This window comes from Bradyrhizobium sp. LTSP849 (assembly GCF_000938255.1).
In the GTDB taxonomy this organism is placed as follows: Bacteria; Pseudomonadota; Alphaproteobacteria; order Rhizobiales; family Xanthobacteraceae; genus Bradyrhizobium.
Genome location: NZ_JYMR01000051.1, coordinates 109,709 through 134,607 on the forward strand (window position 1 = coordinate 109,709; position 24,899 = coordinate 134,607).

25 protein-coding genes are annotated in these 24,899 nt (G+C 64.8%); 18 read left to right on the forward strand and 7 right to left on the reverse strand.

Features of this window, described 5'->3' with window-relative positions; genetic code table 11:
* Positions 1 to 87: 87 nt before the first annotated feature.
* Together UB31_RS29130 and UB31_RS29135 are read left to right on the forward strand one after the other, a co-directional pair.
* A complete protein-coding gene (locus tag UB31_RS29130) occupies positions 88 to 1,116 on the forward strand; it encodes an SDR family oxidoreductase (RefSeq protein WP_045013387.1) in 1,029 nt (342 codons plus the stop codon).
* 83 nt (positions 1,117 to 1,199) lie between these two features.
* Positions 1,200 to 1,979: a 2-keto-4-pentenoate hydratase gene (locus UB31_RS29135; RefSeq protein ID WP_045013388.1), complete on the forward strand. Its 780-nt coding sequence runs from the start codon at positions 1,200 to 1,202 to the stop codon at positions 1,977 to 1,979.
* Between the two features lie 183 nt (positions 1,980 to 2,162).
* Here UB31_RS29135 and UB31_RS29140 read toward each other — a convergent pair whose 3' ends face one another.
* The 5 genes from UB31_RS29140 to flgF all read right to left on the reverse strand — a co-directional run bounded on the left by UB31_RS29140 (position 2,163) and on the right by flgF (position 6,769).
* The gene (locus tag UB31_RS29140) at positions 2,163 to 2,981 is read right to left on the reverse strand and encodes an N-acyl homoserine lactonase family protein (RefSeq protein ID WP_045013389.1); all 819 of its coding nucleotides are present in this window, start codon (positions 2,979 to 2,981) and stop codon (positions 2,163 to 2,165) included.
* A 321-nt stretch (positions 2,982 to 3,302) separates the two neighbouring features.
* Entirely contained in the window at positions 3,303 to 4,070 is a 768-nt protein-coding gene (flgH, locus tag UB31_RS29145; protein ID WP_045008667.1) for a flagellar basal body L-ring protein FlgH, read from the reverse strand.
* Between the two features lie 3 nt (positions 4,071 to 4,073).
* On the reverse strand, positions 4,074 to 5,192 hold the full coding sequence (gene flgA, locus UB31_RS29150) for a flagellar basal body P-ring formation chaperone FlgA (protein ID WP_045008868.1): 1,119 nt from the start codon (positions 5,190 to 5,192) through the stop codon (positions 4,074 to 4,076).
* Positions 5,193 to 5,202: 10 nt separating this feature from the next.
* On the reverse strand, positions 5,203 to 5,991 hold the full coding sequence (gene flgG / locus UB31_RS29155; protein WP_045008666.1) for a flagellar basal-body rod protein FlgG: 789 nt from the start codon (positions 5,989 to 5,991) through the stop codon (positions 5,203 to 5,205).
* Positions 5,992 to 6,007: 16 nt separating this feature from the next.
* Positions 6,008 to 6,769, reverse strand: a complete 762-nt coding sequence (gene flgF / locus UB31_RS29160) for a flagellar basal-body rod protein FlgF (protein ID WP_045013390.1) — start codon at positions 6,767 to 6,769, stop codon at positions 6,008 to 6,010.
* 385 nt (positions 6,770 to 7,154) lie between these two features.
* On the opposite strand from flgF, the gene fliL reads away from it, so the two are divergent.
* The 8 genes from fliL to UB31_RS29200 all read left to right on the forward strand — a co-directional run bounded on the left by fliL (position 7,155) and on the right by UB31_RS29200 (position 15,004).
* A complete protein-coding gene (gene fliL / locus UB31_RS29165) occupies positions 7,155 to 7,655 on the forward strand; it encodes a flagellar basal body-associated protein FliL (protein WP_045013391.1) in 501 nt (166 codons plus the stop codon).
* A 19-nt stretch (positions 7,656 to 7,674) separates the two neighbouring features.
* Entirely contained in the window at positions 7,675 to 8,877 is a 1,203-nt protein-coding gene (fliM, locus tag UB31_RS29170) for a flagellar motor switch protein FliM (RefSeq protein WP_045008663.1), read from the forward strand.
* Positions 8,874 to 9,320: a DUF6468 domain-containing protein gene (locus tag UB31_RS29175; RefSeq protein ID WP_045008662.1), complete on the forward strand. Its 447-nt coding sequence runs from the start codon at positions 8,874 to 8,876 to the stop codon at positions 9,318 to 9,320. The genes fliM and UB31_RS29175 overlap by 4 nt, the downstream gene beginning before the upstream one ends.
* A gap of 9 nt (positions 9,321 to 9,329) precedes the next feature.
* Positions 9,330 to 10,088, forward strand: a complete 759-nt coding sequence (locus UB31_RS29180) for a MotE family protein (protein WP_045008661.1) — start codon at positions 9,330 to 9,332, stop codon at positions 10,086 to 10,088.
* 102 nt (positions 10,089 to 10,190) lie between these two features.
* A complete protein-coding gene (locus tag UB31_RS29185; RefSeq protein WP_045013392.1) occupies positions 10,191 to 13,967 on the forward strand; it encodes a tetratricopeptide repeat protein in 3,777 nt (1,258 codons plus the stop codon).
* Positions 13,968 to 14,065: 98 nt separating this feature from the next.
* Positions 14,066 to 14,389, forward strand: a complete 324-nt coding sequence (locus tag UB31_RS29190) for a type II toxin-antitoxin system RelE/ParE family toxin (protein ID WP_045013393.1) — start codon at positions 14,066 to 14,068, stop codon at positions 14,387 to 14,389.
* Complete coding sequence (locus tag UB31_RS29195) at positions 14,386 to 14,667, forward strand: helix-turn-helix domain-containing protein (protein ID WP_045013394.1); 282 nt, start codon at positions 14,386 to 14,388, stop codon at positions 14,665 to 14,667. The genes UB31_RS29190 and UB31_RS29195 overlap by 4 nt, the downstream gene beginning before the upstream one ends.
* 100 nt (positions 14,668 to 14,767) lie before the next feature.
* Positions 14,768 to 15,004: a hypothetical protein gene (locus tag UB31_RS29200; RefSeq protein ID WP_045013395.1), complete on the forward strand. Its 237-nt coding sequence runs from the start codon at positions 14,768 to 14,770 to the stop codon at positions 15,002 to 15,004.
* A gap of 165 nt (positions 15,005 to 15,169) precedes the next feature.
* On the opposite strand, the gene fliP is transcribed toward UB31_RS29200, so the two are convergent.
* Together fliP and UB31_RS29210 are read right to left on the reverse strand one after the other, a co-directional pair.
* On the reverse strand, positions 15,170 to 15,925 hold the full coding sequence (fliP, locus tag UB31_RS29205; protein WP_045008659.1) for a flagellar type III secretion system pore protein FliP: 756 nt from the start codon (positions 15,923 to 15,925) through the stop codon (positions 15,170 to 15,172).
* Positions 15,922 to 16,890: a flagellar biosynthetic protein FliO gene (locus UB31_RS29210; RefSeq protein WP_045013396.1), complete on the reverse strand. Its 969-nt coding sequence runs from the start codon at positions 16,888 to 16,890 to the stop codon at positions 15,922 to 15,924. The genes fliP and UB31_RS29210 overlap by 4 nt, the downstream gene beginning before the upstream one ends.
* 351 nt (positions 16,891 to 17,241) lie before the next feature.
* Here UB31_RS29210 and flgB point away from each other — a divergent pair, with 351 nt between their 5' ends.
* From flgB to UB31_RS29250, 8 genes are all read left to right on the forward strand, one after another.
* Positions 17,242 to 17,646 carry a flagellar basal body rod protein FlgB gene (gene flgB, locus UB31_RS29215; protein ID WP_045008657.1) on the forward strand — a complete coding sequence of 135 codons (405 nt, stop codon included), beginning with the start codon at positions 17,242 to 17,244 and terminating at the stop codon, positions 17,644 to 17,646.
* Positions 17,647 to 17,664: 18 nt separating this feature from the next.
* Positions 17,665 to 18,090, forward strand: a complete 426-nt coding sequence (flgC, locus tag UB31_RS29220) for a flagellar basal body rod protein FlgC (protein WP_045008656.1) — start codon at positions 17,665 to 17,667, stop codon at positions 18,088 to 18,090.
* A 16-nt stretch (positions 18,091 to 18,106) separates the two neighbouring features.
* Positions 18,107 to 18,415 (forward strand): flagellar hook-basal body complex protein FliE, encoded by a 309-nt coding sequence (gene fliE / locus UB31_RS29225; RefSeq protein ID WP_045008655.1) that lies wholly within the window; start codon positions 18,107 to 18,109, stop codon positions 18,413 to 18,415.
* Positions 18,416 to 18,571: 156 nt separating this feature from the next.
* Entirely contained in the window at positions 18,572 to 18,835 is a 264-nt protein-coding gene (gene fliQ, locus UB31_RS29230; RefSeq protein WP_007612284.1) for a flagellar biosynthesis protein FliQ, read from the forward strand.
* A 17-nt stretch (positions 18,836 to 18,852) separates the two neighbouring features.
* A complete protein-coding gene (fliR, locus tag UB31_RS29235; RefSeq protein WP_045008654.1) occupies positions 18,853 to 19,623 on the forward strand; it encodes a flagellar biosynthetic protein FliR in 771 nt (256 codons plus the stop codon).
* An 11-nt stretch (positions 19,624 to 19,634) separates the two neighbouring features.
* Positions 19,635 to 20,714, forward strand: coding sequence for a flagellar biosynthesis protein FlhB (gene flhB, locus UB31_RS29240; protein WP_045008653.1), 1,080 nt, complete (start codon positions 19,635 to 19,637; stop codon positions 20,712 to 20,714).
* A 154-nt stretch (positions 20,715 to 20,868) separates the two neighbouring features.
* Positions 20,869 to 23,442, forward strand: a complete 2,574-nt coding sequence (gene cckA / locus UB31_RS29245) for a cell cycle histidine kinase CckA (protein ID WP_045013397.1) — start codon at positions 20,869 to 20,871, stop codon at positions 23,440 to 23,442.
* 314 nt (positions 23,443 to 23,756) lie between these two features.
* The gene (locus UB31_RS29250; RefSeq protein ID WP_045013398.1) at positions 23,757 to 24,749 is read left to right on the forward strand and encodes a Tim44 domain-containing protein; all 993 of its coding nucleotides are present in this window, start codon (positions 23,757 to 23,759) and stop codon (positions 24,747 to 24,749) included.
* Positions 24,750 to 24,899 lie beyond the last annotated feature (150 nt).

Consider the following 24,899-nt stretch of genomic DNA (forward strand, 5'->3'; position numbering starts at 1 on the left):
TCCCCCGAGAGATAGTGACCAGACGCCGCCCTGAGCAGGGCCTTGGCGGAACAATCTGCCGGCCCGGACAACGAGGGTATTTGGGCAATGAGCACTGTTCTGGTCACCGGCGGCTCTGGCTTCGTCGGCATCCATGTCGTCCTGCAGCTCCTGGCCGCCGGCCACGCGGTGCAGACGACGGTGCGCCGGCCGGACCGACAGGACGATGTGCTGGCGATGCTGCGCGAGGGCGGGGCAGTTGCGCCGGAAAGCCTGTCCTTCTTCACCGCCGACCTCACCCGGGATGAGGGCTGGCGCGAGGCGGTTGAGGGATGTGACTACGTGCTGCACGTCGCCTCGCCATTGTCGACCAGCGTCCCCACGGACGAGAACGAGATGATCATCCCGGCCCGCGACGGCACGCTGCGGGTGCTGCGCGCCGCGCGTGATGCCGGCGTCAAGCGCGTCGTCATTACCTCGTCGGTGGGGGCGATCGCCTATGGCCACCCGCCGCGGGCAAAACCGTTCGACGAGACGGACTGGACCAATCTCGACGGCATGGCGGCGCAGCCTTACATCAAATCCAAGACGCTGGCCGAGCGGGCGGCCTGGGATTTCGTCACGCGCGAGGGCGGCGGGCTGGAGCTCTCCGTCGTCAACCCCGCCGCCATTTTCGGTCCTGTGCTGGGGCCGGATTTTTCCGGCTCGATCGAGATCGTCAAACTGCTGCTCAACGGTGCCGCGCCGGCGGTGCCGCGGATCTATTTCGGCCCGGTCGACGTGCGCGACGTGGCCGACCTGCACCTGAGGGCAATGACCGCGCCGGAGGCCAGGGGCGAGCGCTTCATCGCAGCGTCTGGCGGAACGCTGTCGCTCCTGGACATCGCCAAAGTGCTGCGGCGGGAGCTAGGCCCCAGGGCCCGCCGGGTTCCGCGCTTGCAAGCGCCGGATTGGGTGGTGCGCCTGGCCGCGACCCGGATTCCGATGCTGCGCGCCGTGGCGCCGATGCTCGGCAAGGTGCGCGACTCCACCAGTGCCAAGGCGAAGTCGCTGCTCGGCTGGACGGCTCGTTCCAACGAAGAGGCGATCCTCTCGACGGCCGAGAGCCTGATCCGGCTCGGCCTGGTCAAGGCGTAAGCCACCCGCTACCCGCGCTTGTCAGGCCCGGGCGGGGATGCTCCACTGCCGCGCGTGATCGCGTAGCGTGGGAGGCGGCGCCGATGGATAAAATTCTCCAAGCCGCAAAGGCGATCGCGCTGGCGCGCCGCAACCATGCGCCGCTCGCGGCGCTCGAGGTTCCCCCGGCCGACGAGGCCGAGGGCTATCAGGTCCAGCGCGCGCTGCATGATCTGCTGCTGCCGCATGTCGGCCCGCTCGTCGGCTACAAGATCGGCTGCACCAGCCAGGTGATGCAGGATTATATCGGCATCCCGCATCCCTGCGGCGGCGGCGTGTTCCAGAAGGGCGTGCACGAAAGTGGCGTCAAGCTCGCCGCGTCCGACTATGTCCGCGTCGGCGTCGAATGCGAGATCGCGGTCCGGCTGAAGCGCGATCTTGCCGCCGGCGAGGCGCCATTCACGGCCGAATGGGTCGGCGAGGCCGTCGAGGCCTATCATCCCGCAATCGAGATCGTCGACGACCGCTACGTGAAGTGGGAGACGATGGGCGCGCCGACACTCATTGCCGACGATTTCTTCGCGGCCGGCTGTGTGCTGGGGCCGTCGGTTCCGCGCTCGTCGGTGCCGGACCTGAAGGCGGTCAAAGGCCGCGCTCTGGTCAACGGTGAGGAAGTGAGCCACGGCACCGGCGCCGACGTGCTCGGCCATCCCCACAACGCGCTCGCCTGGCTCGCCAACCATCTCGCCGCCGAGGGCAAAGGCCTGCATGCGGGGCAGCTCGTGCTGACGGGAAGCCTGGTGAAGACGCTGTGGCTGAAGGCCGGCGACACAGTGCGGATGGAGCTGGAGGGGCTGGGCGTGGTGGAGGCCGAGTTTAGCTGACCTCTCTCCATGGTCATTGCGAGCAGCCCGCGACAAAATTGCGAAGCAATTTTGCGCTGACGCGACGAAGCAATCCAGAGTCTTTTCTCGGCGGCAGTCCGGATTGCTTCGCGGAGCCTGTCATCGGGCCGCGCTCCGCGCGGACCCGGTGGCTCGCAATGACGCGCAAGCTTGAGTTCGCATTTATTTGGCGAACGCGGGAAATACCGGCAGCTTCTCGACGTCGCGCGCATCGTGCTGGATGATGACCGTGGCTTTGAGATTTGTCGCGATCTTCTTGAGACGCTCGATTGAAGCCACGGTCTGGGCCCGATCGTAGTTGAATGAGGGCACGCCGTCCGACTCGAAGTTCTCGCGGAAGTGGGCCGCGTCGCCGGTGATGATGACGGGGCCCATCTGCGAGAGCTTGACCAGCAGACTGGAATGGCCTGCGGTATGCCCCGGCGTGCGCAGCATGATCACCGTGCCGTCGCCGAACACGTCCTTGTCGATGGCTTGCGGCTCGACCTTGCTCTCGCCCTTGATCCAGCTCTCGAACGGCTTGAAGTTGGCGCCCTCTGGCGGCTTGGGGCTGGAGATCGCATCCCATTCCCTGGCGCCAATCAGCAATGTTGCTTTCGGGAATGAAGCGATCTGGCCGGTGTGATCGGCGTGATAATGGCTGATACCGACATATTTGATCTGGTCGGGCTTGACGTCGATCTTGGCGAGGTTGTCGACCAGGCTCACCTTGGGTGCGACATTGGGTGCCGTCATGGCATGGCCTGTGTCCCACAGCATGTAATCGTCACCATGCTTGATGAGGTAGCAGCTGTAGACGAACTGAAGCTTGAGATCGCCGTGGGCGTAAATATCCGCGAAACGCTCGTTGACGGCTGTCGGCGCCTGCGGCGTGCCGCAATCGATGCGGGCCAGCGATAGCTCAGGCGCTGCTTGCACAGGCACCGCAATGCCGGAGAGCAGAGTGGTGCTAACGGCAAGCTTGATCAGCATTCGATTCATTGTTTTTTCCATTGATGAAACGGTGAGGCGTAATCTTTTGTAACGGCGTTCAAGACATTCAGCGCGCCGCGGATTCCGGGCACAGCATACATTCGAAAACACCAGACTGTATCGCCGGTGGCATTCTGGATTGCTCGCTCGCGCTCGCAACGACGGAGTGAATTGCGGCGCCTCAGCGCCGCGGCTGCTTGCAAACTCGCGGCTCGCAATCGCGACACCGCAAAATATGCGGCCTCCGGCAGGGGAGCTACCGGAGGCCGCGTAGTACATCGTCGTTCGCGCCTAGGTTCGCGAACACGATGTGGGAGCTCTTAAAGAAGGCTAGAAGGGCAGCAGCACGTCCATGACCTGCTGGCCGTAGCGCGGTTGCTGCACGTCCATGATCTGGCCGCGGCCGCCATAGGCGATGCGGGCCTGCGCGATCTTGCTGGAATCGATGGTGTTGTCGCTCTGGATGTCTTCGGGGCGGACGATGCCGGCGACCACGAGCTCGCGGATCTCGAAGTTGACGCGGATCTCCTGCTTACCTTCGACCACGAGGTTGCCGTTCGGCAGCACCTGGGTGACGACCGCGGCAACGTTGGTTTGCAACGCTTCCTGGCGATTGACCGAACCCTTGCCGTCGCTGGAGGCGGTGGAGTCGGCGGTGAGGATGCGGCCGGGCAGCACCTTCTGCGCCTGGGCGCCGAGCGTCTTGGCGCCGATGAAATCGGTGATGCCTGAGTCTTCAGAGTTGGTGCGGCTGCGCTGGGTCTCGTTGGCGATGTTGGCCTTGTCGGTGATGTTCACGGTCACGGTCAGGAGGTCGCCGACATGGGTCGCGCGCTGGTCCTTGAAGAAGGCGCGGCTGCCGTTGCGCCACAGCGAGTTCGGATTGTAGGAGGCGACTTCCGGTTTCGGCATCGGCATCTGCACCGGCTTGTAGCCGGGCTGCGTCGTCGGATTGTCGATCGCCGACATCTTCGGTTGTTCGCCGATCTGCGACAGACGGTCGATCGATGAGCAGCCGCTCGCCAGTGCTGAGGTTGCGAGCAGCAGGCCGGAAAGCGCAACGCGACGACGACGGGAAGCCGAACTGAAAGCGGACATGACTTACTCTGACTTTGCTTGAGCTTGCACGAATTGGGCTGGCGGGATCTGGGCTTGCGAGACTTTGGTCGGCGACACCGGTGCTGGAGCTGCCGGTGTCGGCACGTCGCGCTGGAGTGACGAGGTCTGGTCCGCCGGCTCGACCGCGGGCGCCATCGGTGGGGCCTGACTCACACCCTGCACCGTGATCTGGCCGCGGGCGGTGACGACGCCGGTCAGGGTGCGCTTGGTCTGCACGTTGAGCACGTTGACGATATCGCCCTCGGCGCCGCTTTCGATCGCCTTGCCGCGCGTGGTGAGGTAGAGGCCCGGCACCTGGTAGATGATGGTGACATTCTGGTCGCGCTGCACGAATTCGGGCTTTGCGATGTCGGCGACGCGGATCGGCGTGCCCGCGCGCATCGGCCGGCGCAGCTGCATGCCGACAGTGCGCTCGCGCGTGGCGGCTTCGCCCGTGACTTCCGCCTTCGGCCGGCGCTCCTGCGCGACGTCGGAAGATTTCAGCATCTCGCTGCGTTCGATGTCGCGGGTCAGGACGGCGACCTCGACGGTCTCGATCGCGGTGCCGGTGAAGCGCAGCTTGGTCGGCGTCGGATTGTTGTCGTTGCTGACCTCGAAGGCGATGTCGAAACGGCCGCTGCGCGCGTCGTAGCGGGTCGCGACCGGCTGGAGCGTGCCGGTGTTGCCGGCGTCGAGGCGCATGTCGGAGACGCCGCGGTCGAAGGTGACGGTGATGTTGGCGGCCTCGCCGAGGCCGAAGCGACGCTCGAGCGCGGAGGCGATCGCGTTTTCGAGATCCTTGTTGGCGAGCGTGCGGGCGAGGCGGGTGACCGACACCTCCTTGATGTCGCCGGTCATCACGCCGATCACCTGCTTGGCACGCAGCACGCTCAGGACCTGGGCGACCGGCAGCGCGCCGGTGGTGCCGAGATCGGGCGAGCGGTAGACCGGGATCAGCGCGGCCGAGCCGGCATTGTCGATGAGATCGCCGACCCGCACCACGTCGGAGGTGACGGTGATGCTGGCGCGCAGCGTCGGCGCGGCGATGCCGTCGTCGGCGGCCTGCGCCGGCAGCGCCAGCACGAGCAGGGCGGAGATGGTGGCGAGCGTGGTACGGATCATCGTCATTACCTCAGCGGAACAACGCCGTGGTCGATTGCATCATCTGGTCTGCGGCGCTGATCACCTTGGCGTTCATCTCGTAGGCGCGCTGCGCGGCGATCAGGTCGCTCATCTCGGAGACGACGTCGACGTTGGCCTGCTCGAGGCTGCCCTGAGTGATGCTGCCGTAGCCTTCTGCGGTTGCCGTGCCGTCCTGCGGCGGGCCCGAGGAGGGCGTCTCGGTGAACTGGTTGCTGCCGACGGGCTGGAGGCCCGCCTTGTTGATGAAGCGGGTCAGGCCGATCTGGCCGAGGATGGTCGAGGTCGACGAGCCCGGCAGCGTCACCGAGACCTGGCCTTGCACGTTGACGGTGAGGCCCGAGGCGTTGTTCGGGATCGTGATCGTGGGCTGCACCGGGTTGCCCTGCGCAGTAACGATGCGGCCCTGATTGTCCATCTGGAAGGTGCCGTCGCGGGTGTACTGGTAGGTGCCATCGGGCATCAGGATCTTGAAGAAGCCTTCGCCCGAGACCGCCGTGTCGAGATCGTTGCCGGTCTGCGACAGCGTGCCTTGCGTCATGCTGCGCGGCGTGCCGACGGTCTTGACGCCGCCGCCGATGTCGACGCCGACGGGCAGGATGGTGCCCTGGTCGGACGACTGGGCGCCGACGCGGCGGACGTGCTCGTAGATCAGGTCCTGGAACGCTGCGGTCTGCTTCTTGAAGCCGGTGGTGCGGAGGTTGGCGATGTTGTTGGAGATCACCTGAACGTTGAGTTCCTGTGCCGCCATTCCGGTCGCTGCGGTGTGAAGCGCCTGCATGTCAGTTTTTCCTCAATCAGGCCGGAACGTCGGCGAGTTTTTCGATCGCCGATTTGTGGAGGTCGCTTTGCTGCTGGAGCAGGTTGGCGACGGCGGTGTAGCTGCGCATGACCTCGACCATGTGGCTCATCTCGCCGACCGAATTCACGTTCGACTTCTCGATGTAGCCCTGTTGCACGGTGGACTTGGTGTCGGCCTGCTGGTTGGCCGAGCCGGCGCTGTAGAGATTGGCGCCGAGCTTGGTCAGCTTGGCCGGATCGTCGAACGACACCATGCGGACCTTGCCGCGGATCGAGTCGGTCTTTGCCGTGCCTTCGAGCACCGTGACGGTGCCGTCGGGCGCGACGTTGATGTCGTGATCGGTCGGCTGGAAGGTGATCGGGCCGCCGGTGCCGAGCACGAGGTTGCCGTCCGAGGTGACGAGCTGGCCGGTGTTGTTGAGCGAGAACTTGCCGTCGCGGGTGTAGCGTTCGCCGCCATTGGCCTGCACCGCGAAATAGGCGTTGCCGTTGATCGCCATGTCGAGCGGGTTGTTGGTCGGCTCCATCGGTCCCTGGCCGATATCGCGGTAGGTGCCGCGGTCCTGCACATAGGACACCCGGCGGTCGGAGCTGACGAAATTGTCCTCATGCGCGTTCGAGTTGAGAAACTCCTCGAACAGCGAATGGTCGGCCTTGAAGCCGTTGGTGTTAACGTTGGCGACGTTGTTGGCGATGACATCCATCTGCCGCTCCAACGTCATTTGCCGTGACAGGCCGATCAGAAGCGCGTTCTGCATCGGAGATCTCCCCTGAGTGAGATCCGCCACCTCGCTCTCCCAAGCGCCTTGGCCGACCCCGTGAACGAGACCATCCGGTTCTCCCAAACCATCGGGTCTCGGTGCTCTCTCAGCGAAAGCCGTGCCAACGCGGAAAATTACATGATTGCAACGGCTTGGCTATTTTCCCGGGAGTGCGGGCGGGAGGCAGAAAGGTTCTGTTAGCCATGTTTGCCCGGCAGATTTTTCCTAGTGGAAGCCCAAACGAAAGGTTCCGTTAACCATTATTACCGTAGCGTTTGCAGGTAAGAGGAGCGCTTAGCGCCGGGGCATTTGTATCGCGTCACTGTCTGCCAGGAGGCTTCGCTCTTTCGACCCTTTTTGAGATGAGCGAGCCCGATCGACCATGGCAGAGAATGAAGCGGAAGGCGGCGCAGGCGCCGACGGCGCGGAAGCCGCTCCGCCGAAGAACAAGCTCAAGCTCATCATCATGGCCATCGGCCTGCTCGCCGTCCTCGGCGGCGGCGCTGCGACCTGGTTCTTCTTCTTCCGTCACGGCGACGACGAGCACCATGCCGAGGTCGCACCCCCGCCGAAGCCGCCGGCTTTCGTCGACGTGCCCGACATGATGGTCAACCTCGCCGGCGCGCCCGGCGAGCGCGTGCAATATCTGAAGCTTAAGATCGTGCTGGAACTCAAGGAAGAGAAGCAGATCGAGGCGATCAAGCCGACGATGCCGCGCATCACCGATATCTTCCAGACCTATGTGCGCGAGCTTCGTTCCTCCGATCTCAACGGCTCCGCCGGCATCTTCCGCCTCAAGGAAGAGCTGACCAAGCGTGTCAACGCGGCGGTCGCGCCGGTTCAGGTCAGCGCGGTGCTGTTCAAGGAAGTCGTGATCCAGTGAGCATGGTGGGCTAGGGATCATGGCAGGCAACGACCAACCGGACCAGGATGCAATTGCCGCCCAATGGGAGGCCTCGCTCGATTCCGAGGATCCCGCGGAGGCCGCAAAGGCTGCTGCCGAAAACGAATTATCCGAGACCATGGCCCTGCAATGGGCGGCCATGGTCGAGGACGGCAGCCGCGATCTCGGCACCGGCAAGAACTCCGGCGAGCGGGTTCTGTCGCAGGAGGAGATCGACAATCTCCTCGGCTTCACCGTCGGCGACGTCACGCTCGACGACCATTCCGGCATTCGCGCGATCATCGATTCGGCGATGGTCTCCTACGAGCGTCTGCCGATGCTCGAAATCGTCTTCGACCGCCTGGTGCGGTTGCTGACGACAAGCTTGCGCAATTTCACCTCCGACAACGTCGAAGTCTCGCTCGACCGCATCACCTCGGTGCGCTTCGGCGACTACATGAACTCGATCCCGCTGCCGGCCGTGCTCACGGTGTTCAAGGCCGAGGAGTGGGACAATTTCGGCATGGCGGTGGTCGACTCCAGCCTGATCTATTCGATGATCGACGTGCTGCTCGGCGGTCGCCGCGGCGCGAGCCAGCTCCGGATCGAGGGCCGGCCCTACACCACGATCGAGACCGAGCTGGTCAAGCGGCTGGTCGAGGTGGTGCTGGCCGACGCCGAGCAGGCGTTCCGGCCGTTGTCGCCGGTGACCTTCACGATCGACCGGCTCGAGACCAACCCGCGTTTCGCCGCGATCAGCCGTCCCGCCAATGCCGCCATCCTGGTGCGCCTGCGTATCGACATGGAAGATCGCGGCGGCAACATCGAGCTGCTGCTGCCTTACGCGACCATCGAGCCGATCCGGGCCGTTCTGCTCCAGATGTTCATGGGCGAAAAATTCGGCCGCGACACGATCTGGGAGGGCCATTTCGCCACCGAGATCAACCAGGCCGAGATCGCCGTCGATGCCGTGCTCTATGAGGCCGACATTCCGCTCAAGCAGCTGATGCGGCTGAAGGTCGGCGACACGCTGCCGCTGGACATGCGCGCTGATGCCAACGTCACCGTCCGCTGCGGCGACGTCACCCTGACCGAGGGACGGATGGGCCGGGTCGGCGACCGCGTCGCGATTCGGGTGACGAAACCCCTGCGCAAGCCAAGTACGACACTTGCGATGTTCGAGAAGGTGGACGAGCAGAACAAGATGATGGAGGCCCCATGAACCACTCTCTAGGAATGGCGATCGAAACGCTGGTGGCTATCCTGCTGATGCTCACGATCGGCTACTGCATCCTGCTCAACAAGCGGCTGACGCGGCTGAAGGCGGACGAGCATTCGCTGAAAGCGGTGATCGGCGAGCTGATCACCGCGACCGAGATCGCCGAGCGCGCGATCGGCGGGCTGAAGCTCGCTGTGCGCGACGTCAACGAGAATCTCGGCAGCCAGCTTGCTGCCGCCACGCAGATGTCCGAGCAGCTCTACAAGCAGCTCGGCGAAGCCGACAACGTGGTGCGCCGCCTCTCCAAGATCGCGATCGCCGCGCGTCCCGTGACGAATCCGGAAGTTGCCGCCGCGCCCGCGGCCAAGCCGTCAGCCGCGAAGGCGGTGGCGGCTGCGGCCGAGGCATTCTCCGAACGCCGAAGGTCCAACGGTCTTGCCGCATAAAGTCAGGGTATGAAGTCCTTTCGTAACATCCGCGTCATTCCGGTCGTCCTGGTTGCGGTCGCAGGTCTCGCCACGCTGAAGGTCGCGGGCCTCGTGATCAATGGCGGCTATGTCTTCGACTACCAGCCGAACACCGTGAAGAAGTCCTGGGCGCAGGAGAATCTGAACTTCCCGACCGGGCGGGAGGACCCTGACATCACCGGTTCGACCCATGGTGCGCCGGAGCCGCCGAAGCCCGCTGCTCCCGAGTCCAAGCCCGAGGGCACCATGGTCAAGGTGGAGGAGGCCCAGCCGCAGGTCTCGGCCTCGGAGCGCGCGATCCTGGAACGGTTACAGTCGCGCCGCCAGGAGATCGAGGCTCGCCAGCGCGAGATCGACATCCGCGAGAGCCTGCTGAAGTCGGCCGAGAAGCGCATCGAGAATAAGGTCGAGGAGATGAAGGCGGTGGAATCCCGCATCTCCGCGACGCAGGCCGAGCAGAAGGCCGCCGAAGCCCAGCGCATGAAGGGCCTCATCACCACATATGAAGGCATGAAGCCGAAGGACGCCGCGCGGGTGTTCGACCGCCTCGAGATGGGCGTGCTGATCGAGATCGCCACCCAGATCGCGCCGCGAAAGATGTCCGATATCCTCGGCCTGATGTCGCCCGAGGCCGCCGAGCGGCTGACGGTCGAGATGGCGCGCCGTGCCAATGGCGGCGGGGATCAGTCCGCTTCTGCCGGCGATCTCCCCAAGATCGACGGCAAGCCAACCCAAAAGCCGAATTGAGGGCTCATACTTAAGAAGTCCTTAATTGGCAAAATCTACAGTCGACGGCACGGGCCGGCGCCAGTGCCGGCATGGACCGCCGAACCGGAAGAAATGCTGCCAATGGCGCGAGAGGCTGCCGCTGGATTGTTGTCGCGAGCCCGCGCCCTGGCGCTGGGGTTGTCGCGCCATGTCCGCAGCGTGCCTGTGCTGGCGGCCTGCCTCCTGATCGGCCTCAGCGCCGCCCGCGCGGCCGATGCGGTCCGCGGCGAGGCGAGTTTTTCGGCCGGCGGCGGCTTTGCCCGTCTCGTGATCAAGCTCGGCGAGGACATTCCCTCCGAGGTGACGACCGCCGGCTCCATCCTCATCATCCGCTTCGACCGGCCCGTCGACGTTCCCGTCGATCGCATTCCGGAAGGCGCGCCCGATTACGTCAACTCCGCCCGGCGTGATCCCGATGGCGGCGCCATAAGGCTGTCGCTGGCGCGGCGCGTCACCGTCAACACCATGAATGCCGGCGAGCGCACCTTCGTCGACCTGCTGCCGGAGGGCTGGAAGGGGCCGCCGCCAAGCCTGCCGATGGACGTGGTGAAAGAACTCGCCGAGCGCGCGCGCGTCGCCGAGCGGGCGCTGCGCGCCCAGCGCGCCGCGGCCGAAACCAAGAAGCGGCCGCCGATCCGCGTGCGTGCCTCGGTGCAGCCGACCTTCGTGCGCTTCGTGTTCGAGATGCCCGACGGCGTCGGTGTCTCCTCCGTGCTCAACGAGCAGAAGCTCACGCTCGCCTTCAACGCCAATCTCAGTTTCGACCTCGCAGATGCCGTCGTCGCGGCACCGCCGAACGTTGCCTCAATCAAGCAGAAGGCCGATATCGACACGACGTCGGTCGAGATATTGTTGATCGGCGATTCCGACGTGCACTCCTTCCGCGACGATAAGAACTACGTCGTCGACGTCGCCTTCCAGCCCGACAAGAGCAAGACGGCTGCAACGCCTGAAGCTGCGATCGCGAAGGCCGAATCCGGTGGTCACGGACCGGCGCGCGCTGCGGAAAAGCCGGCGGCCGCGAAGCCGAAGGACGCCCATAGCGAGATCACGCCACCAACCTCGGAGACGATCGCGCGCGAAGCTAAAATCGAGGTGAAGCCCGAAGGCAAGCCGGAAGCGCCCGCCGCAACGCCACCCGCTGAGGCACCGAAGCCGGCACCGGCAATAACCTCTACAGAAGCTCCGCATGTCACGGAAGCGTCCAAGCCCGCGCAGCCCGCAATGGAAGCCGCCGCACCTGTCGCGCCCGCCAAGCCCGTGGTGAACGAAGCGCCCAAAGAGGTCGTGAAGGAAGCTGCGAAGGAGCCGATCAAGCAAGAGCCCCAGGAAGCAGCCAAGGAAACTCCGAAGGAAACTCTCAAGGAGGCGCCCAGGGCTGCACCTGTTGAGGCTCAAGCCGCGCCGGCGCCCGCTGCAGCCAGCGTCGACGTACGGCGCGACAGCGACGGCCTGCGCGTGACGTTCCCGCTTCAGGTCGCAACGCCGGCGGCGGCGTTCCGCCGCGGCGACACAGTGTGGCTGGTGTTCGACTCGCAAAAGCCGATCGACCTCGAGGCGATCCGCACCAGAGGCGGCGCGATGATCGGCGATGTCGCCCGCATGCCGCTCGAGAAGGGGCAGGCGGTGCGCATCCGTCTCACCCGTCCGCTGGTCTATTCCCTGACCAGTGAGGAGGTCGGCAAGGAGACAAACTGGCTGCTCACGCTCGCCGACAAGATCCAGGCGACGCCGCTGCCGCTGATGATGTCGCGCAACATCACCGATCCTGCGCTCGCCAATATTGCAATCCCCTTTGCCAACCCGGGCCTCCTGCATAAGCTCACCGATCCCGATGCCGGCGACACGCTCTACGTCGTCACGGGAGGGCGGCCGGTCCGCGGCTTCATCAAGCGGCAGGACCTCGTCGATCTCTCGCTGCTCGAATCTGCGCACGGCATCGCAATCCGGCCGAACTCCGATGAGATCGGCGTCGAGGTCGGATCCGACAAGGTCATTCTCGGCAAGAAGGGCGGCCTGACGCTTTCGCCGGTCGACGTCTCGGCCGAGCGGGCGCCGACCGCAGTGCGGCCGATCTTCAATCCCGAGGGCTGGCGCAAGGGCCAGTCGGAAGATTTCTGGACGCGCCAGAGCGATCTGATCACGGCGATCTCGGCCGTCGAGCCGGCGCAGCGCTCGCTGCCGCGGCTCGATCTCGCGCAATTCTACATGTCGCGCAGCATGTATCACGAGGCCAAGTCGGTCACCGACGTGATGCTGACCGATCCCCTCAACAAGGAGGAGAGCAGCGCGCTGATCATGCATGCGATCGCGAGCATCCTGATCGGCCGGCCGGCGCAGGGCCTGAAGGATCTCGCCAATCCCGTGATCGGCAACAGCCACGATTCCCAGCTCTGGAAGGCGCTCGCCTATGCGCGCCAGGGCAAATGGGCCGACGCGCGCGAGAAGTTCAAGAACGTCGAGTTCGCCATCGCTTCGTTGCCGCTCGACATCCAGCGCATCGTGACGATGGACGCGATGCGCGCCTCGCTCGAGGTGAAGGACTACGCCGGCGCCTCCAAGCGCCGCGGCGAGCTCGAAGTGGTCGGCGTGTCCCCTGAGGCCGCGCCAGGCTTTGCCGTACTGCGCGGCCGGCTTGCCGAGGCGCTCGGCCACGACAAGGACGCGCTCGACGACTACAAATTCGCGGTCGCTTCGAACGATCGGCCGGCGGCGGCCGAAGCCAAGCAGCTCGAAATCGCGCTGCGGCAGAAGCGCGACGAGATCAGCAAGGAAGACGCGCTGCGCGAGCTCGAGACGCTGTCAATGACCTGGCGTGGCGACTCGATCGAGGTCAAGACGCTCCAGATGCTGTCGCAGATGTACTCGGAGAATGGGCGCTACCGCGACGCGCTCACGGCGGCGCGCACCGCGACCAAACTCCAGCCGAACGCAGAAGCCTCGCGCCAGGCCCAGGACCTCGCCTCCGACCTGTTCACGCAGATCTTCCTGGGTCCGAAGGGCGACGAGCTGCCGCCGGTCGAGGCACTAGGGATGTTCTACGAGTTCCGCGAGCTGACGCCGATCGGCCGCCGCGGCGACGAGCTGATCCGCCGTCTTGCCGATCGCCTCGCCTCGATCGATCTGCTCGACCAGGCCGCCGAGCTTCTGCAATACCAGGTCGACCACCGCCTCGAAGGCGCCGCGCGCGCGCAGGTCGCCGCGCGCCTGTCCATGATCTATCTGGCCAACCGCAAGCCGGACATGGCAATCACGGCGCTGCGCGCGAGCCGCATCAGCGACCTCTCCGGCGAGTTGCGGCAGCAGCGCCTGCTGTTGGAAGCCCGCGCGCAGAGCGACGTCGGCCGCCACGATCTCGCGCTCGACATCGTCTCCAACGTTTCGGGCCGCGAGGTGCTCCGCCTGCGCTCGGACATCTTCTGGGCGGCGCGGCGCTGGCGCGAATCCGCCGAGCAGATCGAGCTCTACTACGGCGAGCGCTTCCGCGACTTCAAGCCGCTCAATGCGGTGGAGAAGAGCGACATCATCCGCGCCGCGGTCGGCTACGCGCTCGCCGATGACTCGATCGGGCTGTCGCGCTTCCGCGAGAAATACGCGCCCTTGATGAGCGAGAGCGCCGACCGGCTCGCCTTCGACATCGCCAGCAAGCCGGCAGGGGCTTCAAGCGCCGAATTCGCCGACATCGCCAAGCTCGCTGCCAGTGTCGACACGCTCGACGGCTTCTTGCGCGACATGAAGCAGCGCTTCCCCGACGCCACCGCCCGCGCACCGGCCGCCCCACAGGCCAAGGACGAGACCGACCACACCGGCTCGCTGCCCACGATCCCCGTCGTGCGGCAGATCAAGATGACGCGGTAACTTCGCAACACTGATCGCTGAGAGCGGAACGGATTGCCGTGGCGGCGGGGAGCTTCTTTGCGCTTTCCAAGATATCAAAAATGAGATAATGTGGGGAAGTGTCCTGGCGGGTCGAAATCCTCGATGAAACCGTTGCCGCGGAGATTGCGGCTCTTCCGGCCGATATGCAGGCACGATTTCTGCGTTTTGCGGACCGCATCGCTTCTGCAGGGCTCGAGAGCCTCGGCGAACCACACGTGAAGCATCTGGAAGGCAAGCTCTGGGAATTGCGGCTGACGGGTCGTGATGGAATTGCCCGGGCACTGTACGTTACGGCAATCGGACGCAGGGTAATCGTCATGCGTGCATTTGTGAAGAAGACACAGAAGACGCCGCGTCCGGAGATCGAGCTCGCGCTTCGAAGGGCAAAGGAGATCAAATGACGATCGCGTTTGAAAAGCTGAAGGCGCGTTTGCTCGCCAACCCGAAGGTCAAGGCGGAATACGATGCGCTGGCGCCGGAGTTCGAGATCGCTGCCGAGTTGCTCCGTGCCCGCCTGCGGGCCGGTCTTTCCCAGACGGAACTCGCGGCCCGGATGGGTACCAGTCAATCCACGATTGCCCGGCTCGAAAACGGTCAGACGCTGCCCAGCACCAAGACCCTTTTGCGCTTCGCCGAGGCAACTGGCAGCAAAATGCATGTGAGGCTCTCAGCGGCGTGAGGCACGTCAACACGAGGTAATCGGAAACGTGCAACCTTTCGCCGTCTCGACAGCCGCCTGACGAGGCGGCAATTTGTAGCTCCATTGCCGGGAGAGGGATATGAGCAAGCCTGCCAAGACCGAAGCCGAACTCATTGCGATGGCCCGGGCCGAATTGAAGGTCCATGCCGACGGCCCCGAGGGCATGACCGTCTCGATCATCCGCGACGGCGACAGCTGGGAGTTCCGCGCCGATGCCGATCAGGCGACGCGAGACAAGCCCGGCTTCCCCGAAAGCGTCGCCATGCTGGTGCAGATCGGCGATCACCTCAGCAAACAATATGACGTGAAGGGGTAGGGGGCGTCGTCGTTCGCTTGCTCTGATGCCGGGTCATTCCGCGCGAAGTACGGCCCGGCACGCAGCCACATTCTCGTCATTGCGAGCGCAGCGAGGCAATCCAGAATCTTTCCGCAGAGGCAGTCTGGATTGCTTCGCTGCGCTCGCAATGACGAGGAGAAAGCCTCACCCCCCGTAACTCTGCACCAAACTCCCCGCTACCAGCGACCAGCCGTCGACCAGCACGAAGAAGATCAGCTTGAACGGCAGCGAGATCGTTGCGGGTGGCAGCATCATCATGCCCATCGACATCAGCACGGAGGCGACGACGAGGTCGATGATCAGGAACGGGAGGAACAGCAGGAAGCCGATCTCGAAAGCGCGCTTCAGCTCCGAGATCATGAAGGCGGGGACGAGGATGCGCAGCGCGAGCTCGTCGGGCGTGGCGGGCGGCGGCTCGCCGGAGAGATCAAGGAAGAGTTTCAGGTCCTTCTCGCGCACGTTCTTCTGCATGAAGCCGCGCAAGGGCACGGAGGCGCGCTGGAGCGCGTCCTCGACACTGATCTGGTTGGCGACGAGCGGGCGGATGCCGTCGTCGTAGGATTTTTGCAGCACCGGTCCCATCACGAAGAAGGTGAGGAACATTGCGAGCGCGAGGATCACCGAGTTCGGCGGCGCGGTCGCCGTGCCCATCGCGGTGCGCAACAACGACAGCACGACCACGATGCGCGTGAACGACGTCATCATGATCAGGATCGACGGCGCAATCGACAGCACCGTGAGCAGCGCGATGAGCTGGATCGCGCGCTCGGTGACGCCGCCGCCGCCCTGGCTGCCGAGATTGATGCTGATGTCCTGCGCGTGCGCAGGCATCGCGAGCGAAGCCGCGGCGATCAGGACAGAAAAAAAGAAAACTCTACGCGGGAGGGCCTGCAGCCTCACGAAGACGGCTTCGGACGGCCGAGCAGCGAGGCCATCTCGTCTTCGAGATTCTCAAAGCTGGTCTTCTCCGGAGCCGGCCTGACCGGCGGGGCCGGTGGCTCGCTGCGTGCCACGCGCGGCGGAGCTGCCGGCGGCTCAGGCGCAACCGGAGGCGCGACCGTCTCGCCGGCCGGACGGCGCAGGGCGGCTTCGAGGCGCTGGGCCATTTCGGCGAGATTTTGTTCGGCGCTCGACGGCGCGGCAGCGGCCGGCGGCGGAACGGGCGGAGCTTGGGGCACAGGCGGAGGAGGCGGGGGCGCGGCCGTGCGCTCGGCGCGCACCGGCGGCACCTTCATTGGCTCGCTCTGGCGCGGCGGGCGCGGCATCAATGGCGGTTCGCTGCGGGCAATGCGCGGCGGCACCGGGTCCGGACGCAGTTCGCGCTCGGGACGCGGGGCGATCGGCTCAGGCGTAAAGCCGGCCAAGGGATCGCTGCGATCGCTGCGGCGCTCGGCCAGAGCAGGGGCCGGCCGGCGGACTTCGTCGGCGAAGGAGGGACGCGCGGGCCGCGGCGGCGGCTCGGGCATTTGCGGCTCGGGATGGTCGAGCACTTCGGGCCGCGGCGCTTCGTCGGCCCAGCTGCTGGTGTCGGGCATCGGGGCGAGGCGCGGCGGTTCGGCGGCATTGGAGCGCTGCGGAAGCTGGTCGCGGCCAGCCGCGGCGCGGACGATGTTCGGTTCGACGACGATGTCGGTCGGGCCGCCGATCATCAGGAGATGCTCGACATTGTCGCGCCGGACCAGCACCAGGCGCCGGCGGCCATCGACCGCGGCCGCGTCGATCACGGCGAGCCGGGGCATTCTGCCGCGCTGGGTATTGGCGCCGAGCCGGGTGGTCGCGAATCGGCGGACCAGCCACGCGGCGACGCCGATCAACGCCAGTACGACGATGAACGCGACGATGAAAGTGATAGGGCTACCGTTCATACCTGTCCCCGGTAAATGGCGCTTCTCTCGTGCCTATGGTCGATGCGCCGACCACCGGCGTGCGATGCCCCAAAAACTGCGATCTCTTAACGTCCCGCGGCAAGTTTTGCCGTCCCCAACCCTTAATAACCTATGAATCGCCCGATCCAAAACGACTTCTTGGCCTGTGCACGCGCGGCCAAACGGTTGGGTTAATGCGGCTTTTGGAATGGGTAGAATCACGGGGGCCGCAATACATGTCCCAGCCGGAAACATGCATCTCCCGCGCCTTAACCACCTGTTAACCATACACGCGGCAAATTCTGCCTAGCTTCGGACCATGGGTCCTGCGAGGCGGAAGGAGCCGCAACGATGTCCATCAACGATCTCCCGGTGCTGTCGGCGCTTCGCACCAAGATGCAGTGGCACCAGGAACGCCAGCGCGTCCTGTCCGAGAACGTCTCCAATTCCGACACGCCCAGTTTCCGGCCACGCGACCTGGTCGAGCCGAAATTCGACAAGACCGGCGTTCCAGCAGGCTCGACGGGGCCCTTGGCCATGGCCGTCACCAGCGCTTCCCACATGACGCCGTCCGGCGCGGCCTCGAGCTTCGACCAGAACAAGAATGCGGGCTTCGAGACCCGCCCTGCGGGCAACGCCGTCAATCTCGAGGAAGAGATGATGAAGTCCGCCAGCAACCAGATGGATTATGCGGCGGTGACCTCGCTCTATTCGAAGAGCCTGCATCTTCTGAAGACCGCGATCGGCAAGGGCTAGAGCTAGAGGAGGTGCATTATGGCCAATGACAGCAGCGACTTTGCCCGTTCGATGGCGATCGCAACCTCCGGGTTGCGCGCACAAGCCGGGCGCATGCGGGTGATCTCGGAAAACATCGCGAATGCGGATTCGACCTCGCAGACCGCCGGCGGCGATCCCTACCGGCGCAAGGTGCCGACGTTCTCCTCCGCGCTCGACCGCACGCTCGATGCGCAAGTCGTCACGCTGGGAAAGATCAAGCCCGACCAGTCCAACTTTCGCGTCAAATACGAGCCGAGCAGTCCGGCTGCGGACGCCAGCGGCAACGTCAAATATCCCAACGTGAATTCGGTGGTCGAGATGACCGACATGCGCGATGCGCAGCGGTCCTACGAGGCCAATGTCAACATCATCAGTGCGACGCGCCGGATGATCCAGCGCACGCTCGACATCCTCAAGAGCTGAACGGGAATCCTAGGCCATGGCAACACCGACAATCGCAGCCAATGCTTACGCCAACCTCGCCCGCGTGCTGGAAAACAGCGGTGCCGGCAAGGGCAGCGAGGCAAACGGGCAATCCTTTGCGTCGATGCTGAAAGACGCCGTCGGCAGCGTCATGGAGTCCGGCCGCAAGTCCGACGCGCAGACGGTGGCGATGGCCGCCGGCAAGGCCAACGTGATGGACGTGGTGACGGCGGTGGCCGACACCGACGTTGCGGTGTCCACGCTGGTCTCGGTCCGCGACCGCGTGATCGCGGCCTATGAAGACATCATGAAGATGCCGATCTGATCTTGGCCTCCGTCGTCATTGCGAGCGAAGCGAAGCAATCCAGAGTCTTTCCGCGGCGGCAGTCTGGATTGCTTCGCTTCGCTCGCAATGACGGGGAGGGACTGTGTGGTCCTCGCCGGAGCGGTGGGGAAGAAGTTTGAATAAGGGAATTCTGTAATGACCGGACCTGAAACCCTCGACGTCGCGCGCGATGCGATCTGGACGATCGTGATCGTGTCATCGCCGCTGATGGTGGTGGGGCTCGTGGTCGGCGTGGTGGTGTCGCTGTTCCAGGCGCTGACGCAGATCCAGGAGCAGACGCTGATCTACGTGCCGAAGATTCTGGCTATCTTTGCCACGATGTTGTTGGCGCTGCCCTTCATGGCCGACGCACTCCATTCCCACATGCTGCGGATATCGTCGCGAATCATCGGCGGCTGAGGCACAATGCCTCGGTCATGCGCATCGACGTCTCGCTGCTGCCGGCGCTCGCCGCGGCCTTCATGCTCGCCTTCGCCCGGGTCGGTGCGATGGTGATGCTGCTGCCGGGGCTCGGCGAGACCAACATCCCGACACGGGTGAAGCTGTCGATCGCGCTTCTGCTCACGCTGATCATCCTGCCGCTGCATCGCGATGCCTACCATGTCGACATGGGTTCGCTTGCGCCGATGCTGGTCTTGATGCTGCATGAGATCGTGATCGGCATCGTGCTGGGCGCAACCGCGCGCGTGACGCTCTCGGCCCTGCAAGTCGCGGGCGCCGTGATCGCGCAGCAGATGGGGCTCGGCTTCGTCACCTCGGTCGATCCGACCCAGGGGCAGCAGGGCGTGCTGGTCGGCAACTTCCTGACCATGCTCGGGGTGACGCTGTTGTTTGCCACCGACAGCCATCATCTGGTGATCGCGGCATTGAACGACAGCTACGCGATCTTTGCGCCGGGCGAGACCGTATCGAGCGGCGACGTTGCTTCGCTTGCCACAAGGGCCTTTTCCGCGGCGTTCCTGCTCGGCTTGCAGCTTTCCGGGCCGTTCCTGGTGTTCGGCCTCGTCTTCAATATCGGTCTTGGCGTGCTGGCGCGGCTGATGCCGCAGATGCAGGTCTATTTCGTCGGCGTGCCGCTGTCGATCTTCGCAGGCTTCATGGTGCTGGCCATGGTGCTCACGGCGATGATGGGCACCTACCTCGATTACTTCATCGGTGTGATGCACCAGATGATGCCGCTCAAGTGACAGGGTGATCGATGGCGGAAGACAACGATCCAGAGAGTCAAACAGAAGACCCGACGCAAAAGCGTCTTGACCAGGCGCTCGAACGCGGCGACGTCGCCAAGAGCCAGGAGATCAATACCTGGTTCATGATCGCGGGCGGCACGCTCGTGATCTCGACCTTCTCCGGGTCGGTCGGCAGCGGGCTTGTGACGCCGATGCGCAACCTGCTCGCCAATTCCTGGATGATCAAGACCGATCCCGGGAACCTGCTTGCGCTGATGCAGCAGGTCGAAGTCGCGGTGCTCGCGGCCGTCGGCATACCCCTGCTGATGCTGGTGCTGGCGGCGATTGCCGGCAACGTGCTCCAGCACCGGCTGGTGTGGTCGGCCGAATCCCTCACGCCGAAATTCAGCAAGCTCTCACCCGCCGCCGGCTTCAAGCGCATCTTCGGCAAGCAGGCGGCCGCGAACTTCCTGAAAGGCATCGGCAAGCTGGTCGTGCTCGGCGTGGTCATGACGGCGATTCTGTGGCCGGAGCGGCATCGCATGGAGGCGATGGTCCATCTCGATCCGTCCGCCATGATGGGCGCCATCACCAGCATGACCGTCCATCTGCTCGGCGCGGTGGTTGCGGCACTCGCGATCATCGCGATCGGCGACTACTTCTTCCAGTATCGCAGCTGGTTCCAGCGGCAGAAGATGTCGCTCCAGGAGATCAAGGACGAGTTCAAGCAGTCCGAAGGCGACCCGCACATCAAGGGCAAGATCAGGCAGTTGCGGCAGCAGCGCTCCAAGAAGCGCATGATGCAGGCGGTTCCAAAAGCCTCGGTGATCATCACCAACCCGACCCACTATTCGATCGCGCTGTCCTACGAGCGCGGCATGTCGGCGCCGATCTGCGTCGCCAAGGGCGTCGACAACCTCGCCTTCAAGATCCGCGAAATCGCGCGCGAGCACGACATTCCGATCGTCGAGAACGTGCCGTTGGCCCGCGCGCTCTACGCCACGGTTGAAATCGACCAGGAAATCCCGATGGAGCACTACCACGCAGTCGCCGAAGTCATCGGCTACGTCATGCGGATGAAGCGCGGATTTAGTGCCGCACGGCAATAAAACCCCCGAAAAGTACCGGAAATGGCCGTAAACTGGGAATCAGCGTACCTTTCGCTCCTGCCGCCCTTGCGCCTGCGGGTCCGATTCAGGCAGGGAGGACCCCACGTGCCCCGTAGCGCCTTGATTCTCTGCCGACAGGCTGTACCAGCGTGAAATGACTGCCGAGACCGACCACGACCTGTCACGCGAGCCCGTTGCGGCGCATGAGCCGTCGCCACGCTCGGGCAGCATTGCGCTGGTGCTGCTGGTAGCCACCGGCCTCGTCGCGGTCGCCATCGGGCTGATGACGCTCGGGCGTGCGCAGGCGCAGCCCTATATCCTCGGCATCCTCGCCGTGCTGGCGATGATCGGCCTGTTCAACCTGTTTGCGTTTGCCGCCGGCATCATCCGCTTCGTCGACCGCAATCTCGACGATCCCGTGATGGGGCGCATCGCCGATCACGCCTTCGATGGTCTCGCGGTCACCGATCCGCGTGGCCATGTGGTCTATTCCAATGCGGCCTATCTGACGCTGACCGGCGCTCCCGGTCCGCAGGACGTCCGTCCCGTCGAGCGCGTCTTCATCGGCAATCCCGACGTCTCCGAAGCGGTGTTCCGCCTGCTCAAGGCGGCCCGCGAAGGCAAGCGGCAGCAGGAAGAGGTGCGCATCTCCGGCCATGACGGCAGCCAGGGCCGCTGGCTGCGGATGCGGGTCCGTCCGCTCGGCACGGGCAAGCGCGAGGCCAAATATGCGGTGTGGTCGATCGCCGACATCACCCGCGACCGCGAACGCCAGGAGGATGTGTTCCAGGAACTTCAGCACGCGATCGAATATCTCGATCACGCGCCGTGCGGCTTCTTCTCGGTCAATCCCGCCGGGGAGCTCGCCTATGTCAACGCGACGCTGGCGAACTGGCTCGACCACGACCTCGCCGAGATCGGTTCCGGCGGCTTGAAGCTCGCCGACATCGTCTCCGGCGACGGCGCCTCGCTGCTCAGCTCGATCGTGGCGGTGCCGGGCGAGGTGAAGACCGAAGTCTTCGACATCGACCTGCGCATGCGCACCGGCAAGACCATGCCGGTGCGGCTCTATCACAAGCTCGCCTTCGGCGCCGACGGCGCGCCCGGGCCGTCGCGCACGCTGGTCATCAGCCGTGCCCGCGACGAGCGCAGCGATCCCGACCGCGCCGCCGAAGTGCGCTTCATGCGCTTCTTCGATCACACGCCGATGGCGATCGCCACCGTCGATCGCGGCGGCAATGTCGTGCGCGCGAATGCCCGCTACGCCAAGCTCGGGCAAGCCCTCGGCCTCGACAGCGCCAGCAAGTCGATCTTCCGCGCGGTCAGTTCGCGCGACCGGCATCTGCTGATCGCGGCCATCAACCAGGCTGCCGAAAACCAGGCCGATATCGCGCCGGTCGAGGTCGCGCTGGAAGGCACCAAGGAGCGCTGGGGCCAGTTCTTCGTCACGCCGGTCGACGGGGGTGAGAACGACGCGGAAGCTGCGATCGTCCATATGCTCGAGACCACCGAGCGGCGCGCGCTGGAGAACCAGATCAACCAGTCGCAGAAGATGGAGACGGTCGGCCAGCTCGCCGGCGGCATCGCCCACGACTTCAACAACGTGCTGTCCGCCATCATGATGGCGAACGACTTCCTGCTGAACGCGCACAAGCCGACCGATCCGTCGTTCCAGGACATCATGCAGATCAAGCAGAACGCGACGCGCGCTGCGACGCTGGTGCGGCAGTTGCTCGCGTTCTCGCGGCGGCAGACTCTGCGGCCGCAGGTGCTCGATCTCGGCGATGCGCTAAGCGATCTCACCATGCTGCTGCGCCGGCTGATCGGCGAGAAGGTTAAGCTCGACCTGATCCACGGCCGCGATCTCTGGCCGGTGAAGGTCGACGTCTCCCAGTTCGAGCAGGTGATCGTCAATCTCGCGGTCAATGCGCGCGACGCGATGCCCGACGGCGGCAAGCTGATCATCCGTACCGCCAACGTTGCCACCGAGGACGCGGGCAAGCTTGCCTACAAGGGCATGCCGGCGGCGGACTATGTCCGGATCGAGGTCGCCGACACCGGCACCGGCATTCCCGCCGACATCCGCGACAAGATTTTTGAGCCGTTCTTCTCCACCAAGGAAGTCGGCAAGGGCACTGGTCTTGGACTTTCGACCGTCTACGGCATCGTCAAGCAGACCGGCGGCTTCATCTACGTCGATTCCGAGCCGGGGCAGGGCACCTCGTTTCACATCTTCCTGCCGCGCCATCATGCGGAGCCGGAGGTGCAGGTCGAGCAGCCGGCGGCGGTGACCCATGGTGCCGCCAAGGACGCCGCGCTTGCGGCGGAAGCCAAGCCGCGCGCCGATCTCACCGGACAAGGCACCATCCTGTTGGTGGAAGACGAAGAGGGCCTGCGCGCGCTGAACGCTCGCGGCCTGCGCTCACGCGGCTACACCGTGGTCGAGGCCGAGAACGGCGTCGAGGCGATGGAGGTGCTGGCGGAACAGAGCGGCGGCATCGATCTCGTCGTCTCCGACGTCGTCATGCCGGAGATGGACGGCCCGAGCTTGCTCAAGGCAATGCGCGAGAAGAACCCCGACATCAAGTTCATCTTCGTCTCCGGCTACGCCGAAGACGCCTTCGAGAAGAGCCTGCCCGAGGGCCAGCAGTTCGACTTCCTGCCAAAACCATTCACGCTCAGCCAGCTCGTGGCGGCGGTGAAGGAGACGATGGCGAAGCAGGGGTGAGGATCAGCTGTCGTCCTGGCGAAGGCCAGGACCCATACCGCGTGATCTATCGGTCGACCCCGGTGCCAATCCCGAACGACCAATCTTCGCAAAACTAACTCTTGGGGGAATGGGTCCTGGCTTTCGCCAGGACGACATCGCGCAGATATCGCGTATAACCCGCCGGTAACCGGCGACCACAGCCCTCCAGATTCCCGCCAAACCCCCGCCAAATATCGACTTTTGCCCCATCCCCGCGACTGAGGGCCGCAGCCGGGGGGTCCGAAACCACCTTCCTTTTTGGTGAAGTCTGCCCATCTTAGGAGCACATCCCCATGCTGGGGATTTGGGAAACGAACATGAATTTCTCGCAATGGTCCCGCCGTCTCGTGAAGACGATCGCCGTGGTGCTGGCGCTCGCGCTGCCGGCCGCGCTGGCGATCTCGTCGGCTGACGCTCGCGTCGGCGGCGGCTTCTCGTCGGGTTCGCGCGGCTCGCGGACCTTCTCGGCCCCGCCGTCGACCTCGACCGCCCCGGGCTCGACCTCGCAGTTCAACCGCACCTTCACCCAGCCGGGCGCCGGCATGAACTCGGCTGCCTCAGCGCCCGCGCGCGGCGGCCTGTTCGGCCGCGGCGGCGGCTTCCTGGGCGGCCTCGCGGCAGGCTTCCTCGGCGCGGGCCTTCTGGGCATGCTGTTCGGTGGCGGCCTGTTCGGTGGCCTCGGCGGCCTGTCGTCGATCCTCGGCTTGATCATCCAGATCGTGCTCGTCGTGTTCGTGGTGCGGTTGGCGATGTCCTGGTGGCAGCGCCGCAACGCGCCGCAGGCGGCCTATGCCGGTGCTGATGCTGGCGCCGGTCCGGGACCGCAGACGAGCTATCGCAGCGGTCTTGGTGGCGGCTTTGGCTTTGGCGCCAACAATGCGCCGCTCGAAATCAAGCCGGACGACTATGAGGCGTTCGAGCGCTTGCTCGGCGATATCCAGGCTGCCTGGTCGAACGAGGACGTTGCAAAACTGCACACGCTCGCGACGCCGGAAATGGTCTCCTATTTGGAGAAGGATCTCACAGAGAACCGCGCGCGCAATGTCGTCAACAAGACGTCCAACGTGAAGCTGTTGCAGGGCGACCTCGCTGAGGCCTGGCGCGAAGGCGAGACCGACTATGCGACGGTGGCGATGCGCTTCGCGCTCACCGACAAGACGGTCGACCGCAACACCGGTGCGATCGTCGCCGGCAGCGAGCAGCCCGGCGAGATCACCGAAGTCTGGACGTTTGCCCGCCGCCCGGGCAGCGCATGGGAATTGTCGGCGATCCAGCAGACCAACTGATCGCTCGCGACATCAGAAACCAGGGCGTCGTGCTCCGGCACGGCGCCTTTTTCTTTGAGCCGCCTATATCCTGATACGGCAGACCATTTGCGCGAAGCATTTAATTGCTTGTTGCCCGCGCCGAGCTCCCGCAATTTCGCTCCTGCTAGT

Bases quoted from the DNA above. Each gene is read 5' to 3' on its own strand.
- UB31_RS29130 (WP_045013387.1), top strand. From the start codon at position 88: ATGAGCACTGTTCTGGTCACCGGCGGCTCTGGCTTCGTCGGCATCCAT.
- UB31_RS29135 (WP_045013388.1), top strand. From the start codon at position 1,200: ATGGATAAAATTCTCCAAGCCGCAAAGGCGATCGCGCTGGCGCGCCGC.
- UB31_RS29140 (WP_045013389.1), bottom strand. From the start codon at position 2,981: ATGAATCGAATGCTGATCAAGCTTGCCGTTAGCACCACTCTGCTCTCC.
- flgH (WP_045008667.1), bottom strand. From the start codon at position 4,070: ATGTCCGCTTTCAGTTCGGCTTCCCGTCGTCGTCGCGTTGCGCTTTCC.
- flgA (WP_045008868.1), bottom strand. From the start codon at position 5,192: ATGATCCGTACCACGCTCGCCACCATCTCCGCCCTGCTCGTGCTGGCG.
- flgG (WP_045008666.1), bottom strand. From the start codon at position 5,991: ATGCAGGCGCTTCACACCGCAGCGACCGGAATGGCGGCACAGGAACTC.
- flgF (WP_045013390.1), bottom strand. From the start codon at position 6,769: ATGCAGAACGCGCTTCTGATCGGCCTGTCACGGCAAATGACGTTGGAG.
- fliL (WP_045013391.1), top strand. From the start codon at position 7,155: ATGGCAGAGAATGAAGCGGAAGGCGGCGCAGGCGCCGACGGCGCGGAA.
- fliM (WP_045008663.1), top strand. From the start codon at position 7,675: ATGGCAGGCAACGACCAACCGGACCAGGATGCAATTGCCGCCCAATGG.
- UB31_RS29175 (WP_045008662.1), top strand. From the start codon at position 8,874: ATGAACCACTCTCTAGGAATGGCGATCGAAACGCTGGTGGCTATCCTG.
- UB31_RS29180 (WP_045008661.1), top strand. From the start codon at position 9,330: ATGAAGTCCTTTCGTAACATCCGCGTCATTCCGGTCGTCCTGGTTGCG.
- UB31_RS29185 (WP_045013392.1), top strand. From the start codon at position 10,191: ATGGCGCGAGAGGCTGCCGCTGGATTGTTGTCGCGAGCCCGCGCCCTG.
- UB31_RS29195 (WP_045013394.1), top strand. From the start codon at position 14,386: ATGACGATCGCGTTTGAAAAGCTGAAGGCGCGTTTGCTCGCCAACCCG.
- UB31_RS29200 (WP_045013395.1), top strand. From the start codon at position 14,768: ATGAGCAAGCCTGCCAAGACCGAAGCCGAACTCATTGCGATGGCCCGG.
- UB31_RS29210 (WP_045013396.1), bottom strand. From the start codon at position 16,890: ATGAACGGTAGCCCTATCACTTTCATCGTCGCGTTCATCGTCGTACTG.
- flgB (WP_045008657.1), top strand. From the start codon at position 17,242: ATGTCCATCAACGATCTCCCGGTGCTGTCGGCGCTTCGCACCAAGATG.
- flgC (WP_045008656.1), top strand. From the start codon at position 17,665: ATGGCCAATGACAGCAGCGACTTTGCCCGTTCGATGGCGATCGCAACC.
- fliE (WP_045008655.1), top strand. From the start codon at position 18,107: ATGGCAACACCGACAATCGCAGCCAATGCTTACGCCAACCTCGCCCGC.
- fliQ (WP_007612284.1), top strand. From the start codon at position 18,572: ATGACCGGACCTGAAACCCTCGACGTCGCGCGCGATGCGATCTGGACG.
- fliR (WP_045008654.1), top strand. From the start codon at position 18,853: ATGCGCATCGACGTCTCGCTGCTGCCGGCGCTCGCCGCGGCCTTCATG.
- flhB (WP_045008653.1), top strand. From the start codon at position 19,635: ATGGCGGAAGACAACGATCCAGAGAGTCAAACAGAAGACCCGACGCAA.
- cckA (WP_045013397.1), top strand. From the start codon at position 20,869: ATGACTGCCGAGACCGACCACGACCTGTCACGCGAGCCCGTTGCGGCG.
- UB31_RS29250 (WP_045013398.1), top strand. From the start codon at position 23,757: ATGCTGGGGATTTGGGAAACGAACATGAATTTCTCGCAATGGTCCCGC.